Here is a 17520-nt window from a genome sequence, read left to right on the forward strand (position 1 = left end):
GCCATGTGGATGACCAAAGTCAGTATTCAAAACCCCGTCTTCGCCACCATGGTCATGGTGGCGCTGGTGGTGCTGGGCATCTTCTCCTACCGGGGCCTGGGCGTGGAGAGCATGCCCAGCGTGCAGTTTCCGTTCGCCGCCATTGAAGTGAACTACCCGGGCGCCTCGCCGGAAGCCGTGGAAAACGACATCACGCGCCCCATCGAAGACGCCGTCAACACCGTCAGCGGCATCAAGACCATCCGCGCCAACTCGTGGGAAGGACGCGCCGGCGTCTACCTGGAATTCGAGCTGTCGACCAACATGGACAAGGCCATGCAGGACTTGCGCGACAAGGTGGCCCTGGTGCGCCCGCGCTTCCCGAAGGAAGCCAAGGACCCGTTCATCGCACGCGCCGAAGGCGACAACGAGCGCCCCATCGCCACCATCGTGCTGACCTCGAGCGGGCATGACCTGCGCTCGCTGTCGACCATGACGGAGCAGATCATCAGCAAGCGCTTCCAGGGCGTGGCCGGCGTGGGGCAAGTCAAGCTGCGCGGCTTGCGCGCGCGCCAGATCCTCATCAGCATGAAGCCCATCGAACTCAATGCCCAGGGCATCGGTGTCGATGAAGTCATCCGCGCCATCCAGGCCACGAATACCAACTTGCCGGCCGGCTCCATCAGCCATGGCGCGGCAGAGCAGCTGGTGCGCGTGGAAGGCAAGATCAAGGATGCACGCGAATTCGGCAAGATCATCGTCGCGCGCCGCGCCGTCGGCCCCGTCTACCTGGACCAGGTGGCCACCGTGGTCGACGGCGAGCAGGAAGAACTGTCGATCTCGCGCATGAACGGCCAGCAAGCCGTAACGATGGAAATCACCAAGGTGCAGGACGCCAACGTGGTTGAAGTGGGCACCGGCATCCTGAAAGTGGCGGCGGACCTGCAAAAGACGCTGCCGCCCGATATCACCCTGCGCGTGCTGGACGACGAATCGGAGCGCGTGCAAAGCCAGCTCAACAACGTCAAGCGCACCATCATCGAAGGCGCCGTGCTGACCATGGTGATCGTCTTCCTGTTCCTGCACTCGTGGCGCTCGACCATCATCACGGGCTTGACCCTGCCGATCTCCGTGCTGGCCAGCTTCATTGCCATGAAGGCGTTTGGTTTCACGCTGAACTTCCTGACCCTGATGGCGCTGTCCCTGTGCATCGGCCTGTTGATCGATGACGCCATCGTGGTGCGCGAAAACATCGTGCGCCACCTGGGCATGGGCAAGAACCACTACAAGGCGGCCAACGACGGCACCAATGAAATTGGCCTCGCCGTGATGGCCACCACGTTCGCCATCGTCGCCGTGTTCGTGCCGGTGGCCTTCATGGACGGCATCATCGGCCGCTTCTTCCTGCAGTTCGGCATCACCGTGGCCGTCGCCGTACTCGTCTCCCTGTTCGTCAGCTTCACGCTCGACCCCATGCTGTCATCCGTCTGGCGCGACCCCGTCAAGGACCGCTTCAAGTACGCGCCATGGCTGGGCCGCTTCATGGCCTGGATCGAGACGGGCATCGACCGCCTGCACGTCTGGTACGGCAAGGTATTGAAAGTAGCCCTGCGCTGGCGCAAGACCACGCTGGCCACCGCCTTCGCCCTGTTCGCGGGCAGCCTGATGCTCGTGCCGATGATCGGCGGCGAGATGTTCCCGGAAACGGACCAGGGCTGGGTCAACCTGCGCTTCAAGACGCCCGTCGGCTCCAGCCTCGAATACACGGATTCCAAGGTGCGCCAGATCGAAACGGCGCTGAAGGAATTTCCCGAAATCGACAGCCTGGTGGCCAATATCGGCACGCCCGACGGACGCAACGCGGCCGAAGTGAACCTGAAGCTGACGGACATCAAGACGCACAAGCGCCGCTCGCAGCAGGAACTGGAAAAGCTGATCCGTGAACGCCTGGCGCCGATTGCCGGCATCACCCTGTCGGTCGGCAACCGCCCCATCTTCATCGCCATCCTCGGTACGGATGAAGGCAAGCTCGATGCCGTGGCACACCGCCTGATGGACAAGATGCGCAGCATCAAGGGCCTGGCCGACATGGAATACAGCCAGGAAGGCGCCAATCCGTCGACCACGGTGAAGATCAACAACGAACTGGCCAGCGACCTGGGCTTGTCGGTGCAGCAGATCGGCAATGCCCTGCGGCCGTTCGTGGCGGGCGACACGGTCAGCCACTGGTTAGCCAGCGACGGGCAAAACTATGACGTCAACGTGCAGCTGCCCAAGTCGGGCCGGCAAAAGGTGGCCGACCTGGCCGACCTGTCGCTGGCGTCCAGCAAGCTCGATGCGAACGGCAAGCCGGTCATGATTCCGCTGCGCCAGGTGGTCGAATTCGTGCCCTCGTCCAGCCCGCAAGTGCTGAAACGCCAGGCCTTGCAGCGCCGCGTCGCCATCTATGCGGGCGTGCAGGGCCGCCCTGCCGGCGACGTCGACGCCGACGTGCAGAAGGCCATCAAGTCCATCGACCTGCCGCCGGGCGTGCGCTTCGACGTGGCCGGCAATGCGCAGCAGATGGCCGAGACCATGGGCGGCGCGATGATGGCGCTGGGCATCGCCGTGATCTTCATCTACCTGGTGCTGGCGTCGCAGTTCGGCAGCTTTTTGCAGCCGATCGCCATCATGGTGTCGCTGCCGCTCTCCTTGATCGGCGTGCTGCTGGCCCTCCTCATGACGGGCAGCACCCTGAACATTTTCTCCGTGATCGGCTTCATCATGCTGATGGGCCTGGTCACCAAGAATGCGATTTTGCTGGTGGACTTCACCAACCAGCGCCAGCGCGAGGGCCTGGGACAGTTCGAGGCGCTGATGGAAGCGGGGCAAGTGCGCTTGCGCCCCATCCTGATGACGACCCTGGCGATGGTCTTCGGCATGCTGCCGATGGCCATCGGCATGGGCGACGGCGGCGAATCGCAAGCGCCCATGGGCCGCGCCGTCATCGGCGGCGTCATCACCTCGACGCTATTGACGCTGGTGGTGGTGCCCGTCGCCTACACCTACCTCGACAGCCTGGGCAAGCGCGCCGCGCGCTTTTTCGGTGGCGGCGAACATGCTGAATCCACCGACGACGGCAAGGCACACGCCCACTGACAGACCGGTCGCCTTCACCGTCCCCGCATTGGCGGGGACGACGCGGCGGCTTCCTGAAGAGAGCTTCAGTTGACCAAAGCGGCCCCACTGGCTAGACTGTCCCCCGTTATCAATGATATGGAGTGACTCGTGGGTGCTTGTTCCAGTGACAGTAGTCGATTGACCATCGGCGATCGGCCTTAGGCAAGACGCGCGCACTCCGCCCGCCTGGCCCATGGCAAGGTGCGGTTTTACCAGCGGCGATGCACATTCGCCGCCACTTCCCTCCTCATCGTTCCACCGTTATCGTCTGCTGCCCCCTTTCGGGGCGAATTGTCTTCGCCCTTGCACTCGCCTGTTCCTTCCCAGCCGGGAGAAACTGATGGTGGTATTTGATTTTGCGCTGCGCGTTGCCGCGGCATTGACCCTGGGCGCCATGATCGGCGCCGAACGCCAGCTGCGCCAGCGCATGGCGGGCTTGCGCACGAACGCGCTGGTGTCCGTCGGCGCCTCGCTGTTCGTGATGGTCTCCGTGCTCGAAGGCGATAGCGCCGGCCACATGCGCATCGCCGCGCAGGTGGTCTCGGGCATTGGATTCCTTGGCGCCGGCGTCATCATGCGCGAAGGGATGACGGTGCGCGGCCTGAACACGGCCGCCACCCTGTGGTGCTCGGCCGCCATCGGCGTGCTGTGCGGACTCGGTTTTGCATTGGAAGCGGCCATCGGCACGGGCTTCGTGCTGGTCGCCAACCTGGTGCTGCGCCACCTGGCGCAACGCATCAATGCCCACGGCAGCGAGGCGGGCATCGAGACGGAAAGCATCTACCGCGTGACGGCCGTGTGCGAGGCGGAGCAGGAAGTGCAGGTGCGCAAGCTGATGCTGCGCTTGATCAGCGGCATGCCGGCGCTGATGCTGCAATCCCTGCACAGCGAAGACGCGGCACAGGCGGGACGCATCGAAGTGCGCGCCGACCTGCTCACGCCCTTGTCCTGTCTGGGATTGCTGGAGCAGATCGTCAGCCAGGTCAGCCTGGAAGGCAGCGTCTCGGCCGTGCGCTGGGCGCTGGTGAATAACGCGGAATTTGTCGCCGAGCGGGGAGTGTGATGATGAAAAAATGGATGCTGTGGTTCGTACAACGGGGGCCGGCCGTCGCCACCTACCGCCTGACCGTCACCTGCCCCGCCGCACAAGCGGACCACGTCGTGCGCCTGCTGCTGGCCGAACTCAAGGGCGCCGGCCTGGCCCCGTCGCAAATGCTGCGCAGCTGGGACGATGCCCGGCAAGTGGTGCGGCTGATCGCCACGGTGCTGTGCCAGGCCGTGCAGCGCGCCGTACTGGTGCGCTTCGTCAACCGCGCGGGCGCCTGGCCGCAAGTACGGCAAGTGCGCTGGGAAGGCGTGGCCCCCTCAGCTTGAAGCGGGCAGGCGCAGGAGGAACAGCGCGCCGCCTTCCGGACGGTTCTGCGCCTCGATACTGCCGCCGTATGCGTGCACGATCGCTTGCGACAGGGCCAGGCCCAGGCCAAAGCCGGGCGCCTCGCCCGCGCGCGCCTGGGCGCCACGGTAAAAGCGTTCGAACAGATGCGGCAAGTCTTCCACGCCGATGCCCGGTCCCGCATCGCTCACACCCACCAGCACATGCTCGCCCTCGCGCGCCACATGCACGCTGATGCTGCTTCCGGGCGGTGAAAACTTCACGGCGTTATCGAGCAGATTGGCCAGCACCAGGTCCACCGGGCCGGCCGCCACCCGCGCGTGCACGGCCACGCCTGCATCGAAGACGATGCGAATGCCGCGCTGCGCTGCCGCCTTTTCCAGGCGCTGCGCGGCCGCCTGCACGAGCGGATTGAGTGCGATGGTTTCCACGGCATTGCGCTCCTGGCCCACGTCCAGGCGCGTCAGCATCAAGAGTTCTTCCACCAGGGTCGTCAGGCGCTGCACTTCATCGAGGCAGGACGCCAGCGCATCGACATACTCGGGCGTGTCGCGCGGCCGGCGCAGGGTGATTTCGATTTCCGTGCGCAGGCGCGACAGGGGCGAGCGCAATTCATGCGAGGCGTCTGCCGTGAAGCGGCGCTGCGCGTCATAGCCGTGTTCCAGGCGCTCCAGCATGGCGTTCAGGGTATCGACCAGGCGGCCGATTTCATCGGGCGTGCCGGGATGGGGCAGGCGCTGGTGCAGGCTGGCTTCGCCTATCGAATGCGCCTGCCGCACCACATCATCGATGGCGCCCAGCACGCGACGCGTGAGCATTTCGCCAGCCAGCCCGACGGCGCCCAGCAAGGCCAGCGCCATGGCGCCAAACAGCACGGTGGCCGCGGCCAGCACATGGTTGACGTCATCGAGCGAACCGGCCACCTGCACCGTCAGGCGCGCGCCGGAAGACGACACGGGCAGAGACACCATGCGCAGCGGCTCCTCGCCGAACTTGGGCAGGGTTTCGAAGACAGTCTCGCCAGCCGCCAGGCGCGCCAGCAGAATCGGTGACGCCGGCAGCTGCGCCGCCTCCAGGTTACGGCTGCGCGCCAGCACGCGGCCTTCGCCATCGATGATCTGCACCAGGCGGTCGAGCCGCATCAATGACGGCGGCGCCAGGCCCGACGCCACCTCGTGCACCTGCACGGGCTGGCGCGGCGCAGCCGGCAGCATGGCCATTTCCGTCTCGGCCAGCGCCAGCAGGGCCGCATCGAGTTGACCATGCACGGCGCGCGACAGGCCCCAATAGCCAGCCAGCGCGGTACAGGCGACGATGGCCAGGATGACAGCCAGGTGCACCCGCAGCAGGCGCTTGCGGAAGCTAGCCACCGTTGTTGTCCGCCAGGCGGAAACCGCGCCCGCGTACCGTGTGTATCAATTGCGGCAAGCCGGGCGCATCGACCTTGCCGCGCAAATTGCGCACGTGGACGTCGATCAGGTTGTCGATGCCGATCAGGTCCGCCTGCCAGATCTGCTCGGCCAGGCGCGCGCGGCTGACCACCTCGCCCGCCTGGCGCAGCAGAATCAACAGAATCGCATATTCCTTGGGTGTGAGCACCAGCGGCGCACCGGCCCGCGTCGCCTGGTGGCTGACGGGATCGAGCGTCAGGTCGGCCAGCGCCAGCACCAGCGGGCGGCTGATGTCGGAGCGGCGCAGCAGCGCGCGGATGCGCGCCAGCAGTTCCTCGAACTCGAACGGTTTGGTCAGGTAATCGTCGGCGCCCGTGTTCAGGCCCGCCACGCGGTCGGCTGTGGCGTCGCGCGCGGTCAGCATCAGCACGGGCGTCTGGATGGCGCGCGCGCGCAAATCGCGGCAAAAGTCGATGCCCTGTTTGCCCGGCAACATCCAGTCGAGCACGATCAAGTCGTAAGCGACGGCATAGCTTTCGTCCTCGCCCTCTTCGGCGCTGTGCACCACGTCGACGACGAAGCCCTCTTCCTGCAAGCCCCGCGCCAGCAGGCGCGCCGCCTTGCGATCATCTTCCACCAAGAGGATTCTCATGCCTGCCTTTCATCGAGCCCTATGTTTTCCATACGTGCATTTTAACGCGCCAGGCCCTGGCGCGACCGAACCTGAAGAATGATTCAGGCGTTCTTGGGAGCTTCTTCAGGACGACATTGCTATGCTTTTCCGGCGCTGTCATATCGCTGCCCGCGCTCCCCTCTGACCGCCCGCCTGGGCACGGCATCCACGCATGCCCCATCACCATCAATAACAAGGAAACACGGGATGAACACGACCACCCGCAACGCCCTGGGCGCCAGCTGCGCCCTCGCTCTCGCCTGCTCGGCCCTGGCCGGCTGCGCCAAACCGACGGCGGCGGCCACGCCGCCCGTCCAATCGACGCAGCAGGACGACGGCACCATCACGGTGCCGAAAGCGTCGCCACTGCGCCAGCGCCTGCAGATCGCGCCGGCCGAAGAACAGGATATCGCCACGCAGACCGATGCGCCGGGCAGCATCGAAGCCATGCCGGAAAAGCTGGTGAAAATCACGCCGCCCCTGTCGGGGCGCATTACGCGCCTGCAGCGCGCCCTGGGCGACAGCGTCAAGGCCGGCGATGCCCTGTTCACCCTGGATTCGGCGGAGCTGAGCGCCGCGCACGCGGACGATAGCAAGGCGAAGTCCGCCCTGCTGCAGGCGCGCCAGGAACTGCAGCGCCAGAAAACCCTGTTCGAGGCGGAGATTGCCGCGCACAAGGATTACGAGGCTGCCCAGGCGGCCTTCGACCAGGCCAACAGCGATGCGCATGCCAGCGCCGACAAGCTGGCCCAGTACGGCGCCAGCGCCGGCGGCTCGCGCCGCGACTACGTCCTGCGCTCGCCGATCGCCGGCACCGTGATCGAGATGAGCGGCGCCCAAGGCGGCTACTGGAACGATATCAACGCGCCCGTCATGACGGTGGCCGACCTGTCCACCGTGTGGCTGTCGGCCAACGTGGCCGAAAGGGATCTGGCGCAGGTGGCCGTCGGCCAGACGGCCCGCATCACGCTCGACGCCTGGCCCGGCAAAGATTTTGAGGGCAAGGTCGCCTATGTGGGCGCCGTGCTCGATAGCGAGACGCGCACCGTCAAGGTACGCGTGGCCATCGACAACCGCACCGGCATTTTCAAGCCGGGCATGTTCGCCCACGCAGGTTTCGCCGGCACTACCCGGCGCGGCCTGATGGTGCCTGCGGCGGCGCTACTGCAAAGCGGTCTGGTGACGCGCGTGATGGTCGAACGCGGCCCGCTGCGTTTCGAGGCGCGCGTGGTGCAGGTGGGCGCCAGCCGGGGCGGCCAGGTGGAAATCGTCTCCGGCCTGAAGGCGGGCGAACGCATCGTCGTCAAGGAAGGAGTGCTGCTCAATGGTTGATCGTTTCATCGCCACCTGCTGCCAGCGGCGCGGCATCGTCTGGCTGGTACTGTTGTGCGTGACCCTGTACGGCGTCTATTGCTGGAAGCAGCTGCCCATCGAAGCCTATCCCGACATCGCCGACGTCACCTCGCAGATCGTCACGCAGGTGCCGGGCCTGGGCGCCGAGGAAATCGAGCAGCAGATCACGATACCGCTGGAACGCGCCTTGCTGGGCACGCCCGGCATGCATGTGCTGCGCACGCGCAGCCTGTTCGCGCTGTCGCTGATCACGGTCGTGTTCGAGGACGGCAGCGACGGCTACTTCACGCGCGAGCGGCTGCAGGAGCGGTTGGCCGGCGTGAACCTGCCCTATGAAGCCAAGCCGGGGCTCGACCCCTACACTTCGCCCACAGGCGAGATCTACCGCTACACGCTGGAGTCAAAAACACGCTCCCTGCGCGAACTGTCGGAGCTGCAGTTCTGGACGGTCATCCCGCGCCTGCAAAAAGTACGCGGCGTGGCCGACGTCAGCAATTTCGGCGGTCTCACCACGCAATTCATGCTGGAACTCGATCCCGCAAAACTGGACAGCTACGGTTTCTCGCTGGCGCAGGTCAAGGACGCCATCAATGCCAACAACATCAGCGGCGGCGGCAGCGTCATCGACCGCGGCCAGCAATCGTACGTGGTGCGCGGCGTGGGCTTGCTGCACTCGCTCGACGACATGGGCAACGTGGTCGTCAGCAGCAAGAATGGCGTGCCCGTGCTGGTGAAGGACCTGGGCAAGCTCGCCTACGGCAACGTGGAGCGGCGCGGCATCCTCGGCAAGGACAACAATCCCGACACCATCGAGGGCATTACCCTGCTACTGAAGGATTTCAATCCCTCCGAGGCGCTGGCGGGCATCCATGCGGCCGTGGACGACTTGAATAACAATCTGCTGCCGAAAGACGTCAAGGTGGTCGCCTACCTGGATCGCAGCTCGCTGATCGACGCCACCCTGCACACGGTGGGATTTACCTTGGGCGAAGGCATGCTGCTGGTCGCCCTGGTGCTGCTGCTGTTCCTGGGCAGCCCGCGCGCGGCCGCCATCGTGGCGCTGACGATTCCGCTGGCCCTGCTGATCGCCTTCATCTTCATGCACCATTTTAAAATTCCCGCCAACCTGCTGTCGCTGGGCGCGATCGACTTCGGCATCCTCGTCGACGGCTCCGTGGTGGTGCTGGAAAACATGCTGCGCCGTCGCGAGCGCGAGCAGGAGCGGCCGCTCACCATCCATGACGCGATCGAGGCAACCCTGCAGGTAGCGCGCCCCATCATGTTCGGCATGGCCGTCATCATCGCCGCCTACCTGCCCCTGTTCGCCTTCCAGCGCATCGAATACAAGCTGTTCTCGCCCATGGCGTATGCGGTCGGCGCGGCACTCGTGGGGGCGCTGGTGGTGGCGCTGGTGCTGATTCCGGGCCTGGCCTGGCTGGCCTTGCGCAAGCCGCGCCGCACCTTCCATAACCGCGTGCTGGAACAGCTGGCGGCAGCATATGGCCGCTTCCTCGAGCGCATGGTGGGCAAGAAGCGCTGGGTGGCCGCCGTCTGCGCCGCCTCGCTGGCAGGGCTGGCCCTGCTGGGCGGCAACATCGGGCGCGACTTCCTGCCCTATCTCGATGAAGGCTCGCTGTGGCTGCAAGTGCAGATGCCGCCCGGGATCACCCTGGACAAGGCATCCGAGATGGCCAGCGAACTGCGCCGCGCCGCGCTGGAATTTCCAGAAGTGTCGACCATCGTCACGCAAACGGGGCGCAATGACGACGGCACTGATTACTGGACGCCGTCGCACATCGAGGCCAGCGTGGGCCTGCATCCCTATAAAAGCTGGAAGTCGGGCATGAACAAGCAGCAGCTGATCGCCAAAATGAGCGAGCGCTTCGCCCGCATGCCCGGCTACACGGTGGCCTTCATGCAACCGATGATCGACGGCGTGCAGGATAAATTGTCGGGCGCGCACAGCGACCTGACGGTGAAGATCTTCGGCGACGACCTCGACGAAGTGCGCGGCATCGCCGGCAGGGTGGCGCAAGCGCTGAAAACAGTCCATGGCGCCTCCGACGTGGCGGTGGACGTGGAGCCGCCGCTGCCCAACCTGAAGGTGGAGCTGGACAGGGCAAAGGCGGCCCGCTACGGCATCAACGCGGCCGACGTGGCCGACCTGATTTCCACCGGTATCGGCGGCGCGCCCATCGGCCAGGTGTACGTGGGAGAGAAGAGCTACGACATCGCCGTGCGCTTCCCCGCCGAGGTGCGTTCCAGTCCGGACGCCATCGCCAAACTGATGCTGACGGCCGCCAACGGCGCCAAGGTGCCGCTGGCGCAGGTGGCACAGATCGGCACCACCTCGGGCGAAAGCGTAATCGTGCGCGAAATGGGACGGCGCCACATCATCGTGCGCCTGAACGCCCGCGGACGCGACCTGGCCGGTTTCCTGGCCGAAGCGCGCCCGCTTGTGGCCAGGACCGTCGCCGACGAGCACCAGCGCATCGGCGTCGAATGGGGCGGCCAGTTCGAGAACCTGCAGCGCGCGCAAAGCCGCCTGGCCATCATCTTGCCGATGACCCTGGGCGCCATGTTCCTGCTGCTGTTCGGCCAGTTCCGCAACCTGCGCCAGCCGGCCCTGGTCTTGCTGGCCGTGCCGCTGGCCATGCTGGGCGGCCTGGCCGCGCTGCACCTGCGCGGCATGACACTGAACGTATCGAGCGCCGTCGGCTTCATCGCCCTGTTCGGCGTGGCCGTGCTGAACGCCGTGCTGATGCTGGCGCAGATCAACCGCTTGCGCAGTGAAGAAGGCAAGAGCTTGCGCGACGCCGTGCTCGAAGGCGCGCGCGACCGCATGCGCCCCGTGCTGATGACGGCCACCGTGGCCGCGCTGGGCCTGACGCCAGCCATGCTGGCCACCGGCCTGGGCAGCGACGTGCAGCGCCCGCTGGCCACGGTGGTGGTGGGCGGCCTGGTGACGGCCACCGCCCTGACCCTGCTGCTGTTGCCGGCCCTGTATTACCTGATCGAGGCGCATCTGGAACAACGCCGTAACCACATTGATGGAGCATCGCATGACACGCTTTAACTTGATCCTGGCGGCCTGGCTGATCTCGCCCGCCATCACCGCCGCGCCCCTGACCTTCGACACCTACCTGAGCGCCGTGGAAACGCACAGCCTGGAGCTGAAAGCGCAAAACGAGAGCATCGGCTCAGCCAGGGCCGGCATCGGCATCGCCGGCCTGCGCCCCGATCCGGAATTGACCCTGGGCGCCGCGCGCGAAACGCCGCGTTCGATCGAACGCCGTCCCATCACCTGGACGCCGGCCATCAGCATGGCCATCGAGACGGGCGGCAAGCGCGCCGCGCGCCTGAAAGCGGCGCGCAGCAATGTCACCGTCGCCGAGGAAACGGTGGCCGGCTTCAGGAGCGAACTGTACGCCACTGCGGCGGCAGCCTATACGGAAGCGTGCCGCACGCGCGAGGTACTGGTGCGCAAGGAGCACACCATGGCGGCCCTGTCGAAAGTGGTCGAGGCGAACGTGGTGCGGCGCAAGGCAGGCGACGTGGGCGGCATCGAGCTGCTGCAGTCGCGCGTGGAACGCGACCAGTTCCAGGCCGAACTGGCGCAGGCACGCAGCGAGGCGCAGGGCGCCATGCTGGAACTGTCGCCGCCGCTGGGCCGCCAGCTCGATGCGCTGTTTCCCGACGCGCAGCTGGCCTGCGACTTCACCGCCTTTGCGGGCGGCGACACCGGCACCCTCGTGCCGCAGGCGCTGCGCGAACGCAGCGACGTGCGCATCGCCCGCGCCACCTTGGACAATCTGCGCGATGGTGCGGCACTGGTGCGCGCCAACCGCTCCGTCGATCCCACCGTGACGCTGGGCCTCTCCGCCGTGCGCGGCTACCACGACGGCATCGATGCCCATGGCGAAGCGGTGGAAGGGTCGCCCCGTTCGCGCGCGCTGTCCATCTCGCTGGCCATCCCCATCCCGCTGTCGCGGCGCGACAAGGGCGACGTGGTGCAGGCCGAGGCCGGCGTCACGCAAGCGATACTGGCCTTGCGCCAGGCCGAGTTGAAAGCCGAAACGGACGTGCGCGCGGCGCAGCTGCATCTGCGCACGGCGCAGGAACGACTGGCGCGCTACCGCGACGGCGTGCTGCTCGATGCGCAAAAGGTCGTTGACGGCATCCGCCTGTCCTACTTCAGCGGTAATGCCTCGCTGCTGGAATGGCTGGCCGCGCAGCACTCGGCCGACGACGCCTGGCAGGGCTATCTGCAGGCGCGCGCCGACGTGGCCATCGCCAGCACACAGCTGCAACTGGCCATCGGCCAGCGGCCGCGCTTATAGCGGAAGGGGGAAGGTAGAACGAAGAGATGCCGGCGCGGCAATGCCGCACCGGTCATCAGGAACGGGCAATTACTGCGGCTGGGCGGGAGCGTCGCCTTCGGCGGCCGGATCAGCGTCAACGTCGGCGTCGTCCGCTTCCGGCTCATCGCCCTCGCTGCCATCGGCAGCCTTGGGATTGTTTTTCGCTTCCAGCTTGCGCCTGGCTTTTTCCTCGGCTTTCTTCTTCTTTTCCAGCTCTTTTTGCCGTTTTTCGTATTGGAAATTTGTCTTGGCCATTTACTACCTCTTTAGTTTTTAGATGTTACAGATAAGCACATAAGGCACATTATGACGTAATTGGACCAAACACCAAATGTTTAGCCTCGCGGATGATGCTGCGCATGCAGCAGTTTCAGCCGTTCACGGGCCACATGCGTGTAAATCTGCGTGGTGGAGATATCGGAGTGCCCCAGTAACAATTGCACAACACGCAAGTCCGCGCCATGGTTCAGCAAATGGGTGGCGAACGCGTGGCGCAGGGTGTGCGGCGACAGCGGCGCCGTGAGGCCCGCGTTCAGCGCATGTTTCTTGATGATGACCCAGAACATTTGCCGCGTCATGGCGCCCCCGCGCCGCGTGACGAACAGCGCATCGTCCATCTGCCCGTCGAGGATAATACCGCGCGCTTCCTTCAGGTAGCGCTCGATCCACAGCCGCGCCTGCTCACCGAACGGCACCAGGCGCGTCTTGCTGCCCTTGCCCGTGATGCGCAGCACGCCATCGTTCAGGCTCAGCTCCACGGATTTCAAATCCACCAGTTCCGACACGCGCAAGCCGCTCGCATACATGAGTTCCAGCATGGTGCGCTCGCGCAGGCCCAGCGGCGTGCTCACGTCGGGCGCCGCCAGCAGCGCTTCCACCTGCGCTTCGCTCAGGGTATGCACGAAGCGCGCGGGCTGCTTGGCCGAGACCATCTTCAGGCACGGGTCAGCCGCGATATGCTTGTGCCGCAAGGCCAGCTGGTAAAAACGCTTGAGCACGGACAGACGCCGGTTCGATGACGTCGCCTTGCTCTCGTCGTGGCGGGCGGCGAAATACGCTTCGATATCGGCCGTGGACACCTCGTACAGGCCCTCGCGCCCGGGCCGCGCCACTTCCAGCCAGCGCGAAAACAAACGCATGTCGCGCCGGTAGGCATCCAGCGAGTTTTTCGACAAACCATCTTCCAGCCACAGGCTATCGCAGAATTCATCGATCAAGGTGGCGTTGTCTGGCGCCAGCAGGCTGTTCATCATAGGTAAGCCGCCACGCCTTCATGCGCCAGCAGCCAGCGCTTCACGCCCAGGTGGAATCCCGTGGCATCGTCATGATGGGCAAAGCCGCCCAGGCCGCCAGCAGCCGTGACCCGGTGGCAGGGTATGACCACGGGATACCAGTTGGCGCCGCAGGCCTGACCCACGGCGCGCGGCGCCGAGCCGATGAACCGCGCCACATCGCCATACGTGCGCACCTGGCCGCGCGGGATGCCCGCAATCGCCGCCCATACGCGTTGCTGGTAGGCGCTGCCCAGTTCGGCCAGCGGCAAGTCAAAGACATAATCAGGGTCGCGGAAATAGCGCGCCAATTGCTGACAGGCCCGTTCGGAGGCGGCATCCTGCGCCGCCATTTCGGCGAAGTGCGGCGGCAGGTAGACCAGTTCGCGCAACTGGCCGTCCTGCACGCGCACGCCCATGGCGCCGAACGGCGCGGCCACGATGGCACTGAACAGTTCACTTCCCTGTTGTTTTTTCATCTGCTGATCATTCTTCAAGTGTGGCAAATATACAACCTGCAGGTACACCATGGTGCAGTCTGGCGATTATGCACCGTCTTCGGACAGGTGGGCGGACGTTTCCCGCGCACGAAAAAAAAGCGCACCAGTCGGTGCGCTTCAAATATTGCTTCACGTTCCCGGTCGTTTGGGTCCGCCGGTGCCGACTTGTGGCGGCAGACAGCGATGACTCAACAACTTCTGTGAAACGTGTGTCTCCTCAATATATCCCCGGTATCAATACCGTTTTTATAGACCACTCCCCCACCAACCTTGTTACCAATTCTGTCTTTCAGCCTTGCTACCAGGGCGTATAAGCATATACGTGTTTCCCCTTAAGGCTGCCCATCATAGCGCATTTATTCGGCCGGATCGACTTTTTTTGCAGCATGACGGGGACAACTGTTTTAGTTGTAAATTAAATTTGGCAGCCACAGCGAGATTTGTGGTACGTAGGTAATCAGGCCCAGGAAGGCCAGCATCGTCAGCAGCCATGGCATCACGGCCACGGTCAGCTCCGAGATGCCCATCTTGGTGATGCCGGACGCCACGTACAGGTTCAGGCCCACGGGCGGATGGCACATGCCGACCTCCATATTGACCACGATCAAGATGCCGAAGTGCACAGGATCGATGCCCAGCTTCATGGCGACGGGGAACAAAATCGGCGCCATGATCAGCACGATCGACGACGGCTCCATGACGTTACCGGCCAACAACAACAACACGTTGACTACCAGCAGGAAGCTGATCACGCCCAGGCCCTTGCCCGTGATCCATTCGGCCATCGCTTGCGGTATGTTTTCGCTGGTCATCAGGAACGAAAACAGCACGGCATTGGTGATGATGTACAACAACATCGCCGACATGGCGGCCGAATCGAGCAAGACCTTGCCCACTTGCTTGATCTTCAAGTCCTTGTAGACGAAGACAGCGATGATGAAGGCGTACACGGCAGCCATGGCGGCCGCTTCCGTCGGCGTGAAGGCGCCCGAGTAGATGCCGCCCATGACGATGACGATCAGCAGCAGGCCCCAGGCGCTCTTCTTGAACGTGACGAAGCGCTCGCCCCAGCTGGCTTTTTTCATGCGTGGATAGTTGTTCTTGCGCGCCAAAAACCACGTGGTCAGGCCCAGCAGCATGGCCAGCATCATGCCGGGAATCACGCCCGCCATGAACAGCTTGCCCACCGAAGTGTTGGTGCTGACGGAATACATCACCATCACGATCGATGGCGGTATCAAAATGCCCAGCGCGCCCGAGGTGGTGATGACGCCAGCGCCGAAGCCGCGTGGATAGCCCTGCTTGACCATGGCCGGCAGGATGATGGAACCGATGGCCACGACGGTGGCGGGGCTGGAGCCGGAGACGGCGGCAAACAGCGCGCAGGCCATCACGCCGGCCAGCGCCAGGCCGCCATGCCAGTGGCCCACCATGGAGCTGGCGAAGTTGATCATGCGCCGCGCCACCCCGCCATGCGTGAGGAAGTTGCCCGCCAAAATGAAGAAGGGGATGGCCATGATTTCGAACTTCTCGATGCCCGTGAAAATCTTCAGGGCCACCGATTCGATGGGCACGCTGGTCATGGTGAACAGGAACGTCAGTACCGTCAGGCCCAGCGAAATGGAAATCGGCATGCCGGTCAGCATCAGCGCCAGCAGCAACACAAAAATGATCAGTGCGTTCATGCCTTGGCTCCTTTTTCTTCCGCCGTCAATTCCTCTTCCAGCCCCTCGACGTGCGAGTGGTCGTGTTTGGGCAAGGCGCCCGTCTTGATGAAATGCACCATCACTTGCAGGAAGCGGAAGCACATCAGGTAGGAACCCAGCGGTACGGCCAGGTAAACCAGCCACATCGGCACTTCCATGTCGGCCGAAGTCTGGTCCGTGTGGCCGATCGACCATACGAAGCTGGCGCCCAGGGTACCGACGATGCCCGTAAACAGGGCGCCGGCACCCAGGCCGAAGACGATGAAACGGTCGCGCCAGCGCGGGTTCATGCGGTTGATCAAGACGTCGACGCCTACGTGGATGCCCGTGCGCACGCCATATGCGGCGCCGAACTTGGCCATCCAGACGAACATGTAGATGCACAGTTCCTGGGCCCAGCTGGTATTGATTTGAATCAGGAAGTCCTGCACGACCGGTATCGGCAAGCCTGCCAGGTAGCGGTGCACGACCGCGACGAAGATGATGAAGGTGGCTGCGCCCATCAGGGACGCGATCAGCCACTCTTCCAGGTGATCCAGAAATTTCATGGTGGACTTTCAAAGAATGCGGGTACGCTGGCACCCGCGCAGGACGCGCAGGTGCCGTTGCTACAGAAAGACAGGATGTCCCTGCCAGCCGCGCCGGGTGGCGCGGCCAGCGCGATTACTTCGCGCTTTCCTTGTTGATGGCCGAGATCAGATCCTTGCCGATGCGCCCTTCCATGGCCTTCTGCACGGGCGCCAGGGCCTTGCGCCACTCGGCTTGTTCCTGCACCGTCAAGGTATAGATCTGCGTCTTGCCCGCTTTCTTGATGGCCTCGAGGGCCTGGTCGTTGTCGCGCTGGGCGATGGCTTTTTCAAACGTGGTCGCCTCGCGCATGGCTTTTTCCAGCTGCGTGCGGATCTCGGGCGGCAAGCCATCCCAGAATTTCTTGTTGACGATGACGGCATAGCCCAGGTAGCCGTGGTTCGACACGGTCACGTGCTTTTGCACTTCATGCATCTTTTGCGTGTACATATTCGATGGCGGATTTTCCGTGCCGTCGACCACGCCCGTCTGCAGCGCCTGATACACTTCTGAGAAGGCCAGCACCTGCGGGTTGGCGCCCAGCGCGCGCATTTGCGCGTCGAGTACCTTCGACGACTGGATGCGCATCTTCAGGCCCTTGAAGTCGGCCGGATTGTGCAGTGGCTTGTTGGCCGACATCACCTTGAAGCCATTGTCCCAGTAAGCCAGGCCCGTGATACCCTTGGGTTCCAGTTTTTTCAGCAGGCTCTTGCCGATTTCGCCTTCGGTGACGTTGTACAGCGCCGTCTTGGTGGGGAAGATGTAAGGCAGGTCGAACGCTTCGAATTCCTTCACGCCCAGCGGGCCGAACTTGGCCAGCGACGGCGCCAGCATCTGCACGGCGCCCAGCTGCAGCGCTTCGAGTTCTTCCTTGTCCTTGTACAGCTGGCTGTTCGGGTACAGTTCGACCTTGACCTTGCCATTCGTGGCTTTCTCGGCCAGTTGCTTGAAGCGCTCGGCGGCCTGGCCTTTCGGCGTGTCGGTCGCCACGACGTGGCTGAACTTGATGACGATGGGGGCTTGCGCGTAAGCGTGGACGCCGGCGGTGGCGCCGATGGCCGCGCACAGCGCGACGAACATGGTTTTCATCTGCATTCTTGTCTCCTGAGTGGTTTTTTTAAAAACTTTGTTATTTGTCTACTTGGATATTGTGCCAAAGAAACTGTC

The 17520-nt window shown here is 64.2% G+C and carries 14 protein-coding genes; 6 read left to right on the forward strand and 8 right to left on the reverse strand.

What is annotated here, in order from left to right; translation table 11 throughout:
• Positions 1-3: 3 nt before the first annotated feature.
• The 3 genes from O0882_RS05090 (at position 4) to O0882_RS05100 (ending at position 4512) form a co-directional block, all read left to right on the forward strand.
• Positions 4-3117, forward strand: coding sequence for an efflux RND transporter permease subunit (locus O0882_RS05090; RefSeq protein WP_289945853.1), 3114 nt, complete (start codon positions 4-6; stop codon positions 3115-3117).
• Between the two features lie 364 nt (positions 3118-3481).
• Positions 3482-4201, forward strand: a complete 720-nt coding sequence (locus O0882_RS05095; RefSeq protein WP_289946835.1) for an MgtC/SapB family protein — start codon at positions 3482-3484, stop codon at positions 4199-4201.
• Positions 4201-4512, forward strand: coding sequence for a hypothetical protein (locus O0882_RS05100; RefSeq protein WP_289945855.1), 312 nt, complete (start codon positions 4201-4203; stop codon positions 4510-4512). The genes O0882_RS05095 and O0882_RS05100 overlap by 1 nt, the downstream gene beginning before the upstream one ends.
• Here the strand turns inward: O0882_RS05100 and O0882_RS05105 are convergent.
• A complete protein-coding gene (locus tag O0882_RS05105) occupies positions 4504-5901 on the reverse strand; it encodes an ATP-binding protein (RefSeq protein ID WP_289945857.1) in 1398 nt (465 codons plus the stop codon). The two genes, O0882_RS05100 and O0882_RS05105, sit on opposite strands and share 9 nt — an antisense overlap.
• On the reverse strand, positions 5894-6574 hold the full coding sequence (locus O0882_RS05110) for a response regulator transcription factor (RefSeq protein ID WP_289945859.1): 681 nt from the start codon (positions 6572-6574) through the stop codon (positions 5894-5896). The genes O0882_RS05105 and O0882_RS05110 overlap by 8 nt, the downstream gene beginning before the upstream one ends.
• A 228-nt stretch (positions 6575-6802) precedes the next feature.
• Here O0882_RS05110 and O0882_RS05115 point away from each other — a divergent pair, with 228 nt between their 5' ends.
• Genes O0882_RS05115 through O0882_RS05125 form a run of 3 tightly spaced genes read left to right on the forward strand, consistent with a single transcriptional unit; the run spans position 6803 to position 12288 of the window.
• Positions 6803-7927, forward strand: coding sequence for an efflux RND transporter periplasmic adaptor subunit (locus tag O0882_RS05115; RefSeq protein ID WP_289945862.1), 1125 nt, complete (start codon positions 6803-6805; stop codon positions 7925-7927).
• On the forward strand, positions 7920-11024 hold the full coding sequence (locus tag O0882_RS05120; protein ID WP_289945865.1) for a CusA/CzcA family heavy metal efflux RND transporter: 3105 nt from the start codon (positions 7920-7922) through the stop codon (positions 11022-11024). The genes O0882_RS05115 and O0882_RS05120 overlap by 8 nt, the downstream gene beginning before the upstream one ends.
• Entirely contained in the window at positions 11011-12288 is a 1278-nt protein-coding gene (locus O0882_RS05125) for a TolC family protein (protein WP_289945867.1), read from the forward strand. The genes O0882_RS05120 and O0882_RS05125 overlap by 14 nt, the downstream gene beginning before the upstream one ends.
• 69 nt (positions 12289-12357) lie before the next feature.
• Here the strand turns inward: O0882_RS05125 and O0882_RS05130 are convergent, their stop codons facing one another.
• From O0882_RS05130 to O0882_RS05155, 6 genes are all read right to left on the reverse strand, one after another.
• Positions 12358-12564 (reverse strand): hypothetical protein, encoded by a 207-nt coding sequence (locus O0882_RS05130; RefSeq protein WP_289945869.1) that lies wholly within the window; start codon positions 12562-12564, stop codon positions 12358-12360.
• 80 nt (positions 12565-12644) lie between these two features.
• A complete protein-coding gene (gene xerD / locus O0882_RS05135) occupies positions 12645-13559 on the reverse strand; it encodes a site-specific tyrosine recombinase XerD (protein WP_289946837.1) in 915 nt (304 codons plus the stop codon).
• Entirely contained in the window at positions 13559-14059 is a 501-nt protein-coding gene (locus tag O0882_RS05140) for a methylated-DNA--[protein]-cysteine S-methyltransferase (RefSeq protein ID WP_289945871.1), read from the reverse strand. The genes xerD and O0882_RS05140 overlap by 1 nt, the downstream gene beginning before the upstream one ends.
• A gap of 425 nt (positions 14060-14484) precedes the next feature.
• Entirely contained in the window at positions 14485-15765 is a 1281-nt protein-coding gene (locus O0882_RS05145) for a TRAP transporter large permease subunit (protein ID WP_289945872.1), read from the reverse strand.
• A complete protein-coding gene (locus tag O0882_RS05150) occupies positions 15762-16334 on the reverse strand; it encodes a TRAP transporter small permease (RefSeq protein WP_071075592.1) in 573 nt (190 codons plus the stop codon). Before O0882_RS05150 ends, O0882_RS05145 begins: the two co-directional genes overlap by 4 nt.
• Before the next feature lie 115 nt (positions 16335-16449).
• Positions 16450-17448, reverse strand: coding sequence for a TRAP transporter substrate-binding protein (locus tag O0882_RS05155; protein WP_289945875.1), 999 nt, complete (start codon positions 17446-17448; stop codon positions 16450-16452).
• Positions 17449-17520 lie beyond the last annotated feature (72 nt).

It is taken from the genome of Janthinobacterium sp. SUN073 (assembly GCF_030397665.1).
Classification (GTDB): domain Bacteria; phylum Pseudomonadota; class Gammaproteobacteria; order Burkholderiales; family Burkholderiaceae_D; genus Janthinobacterium.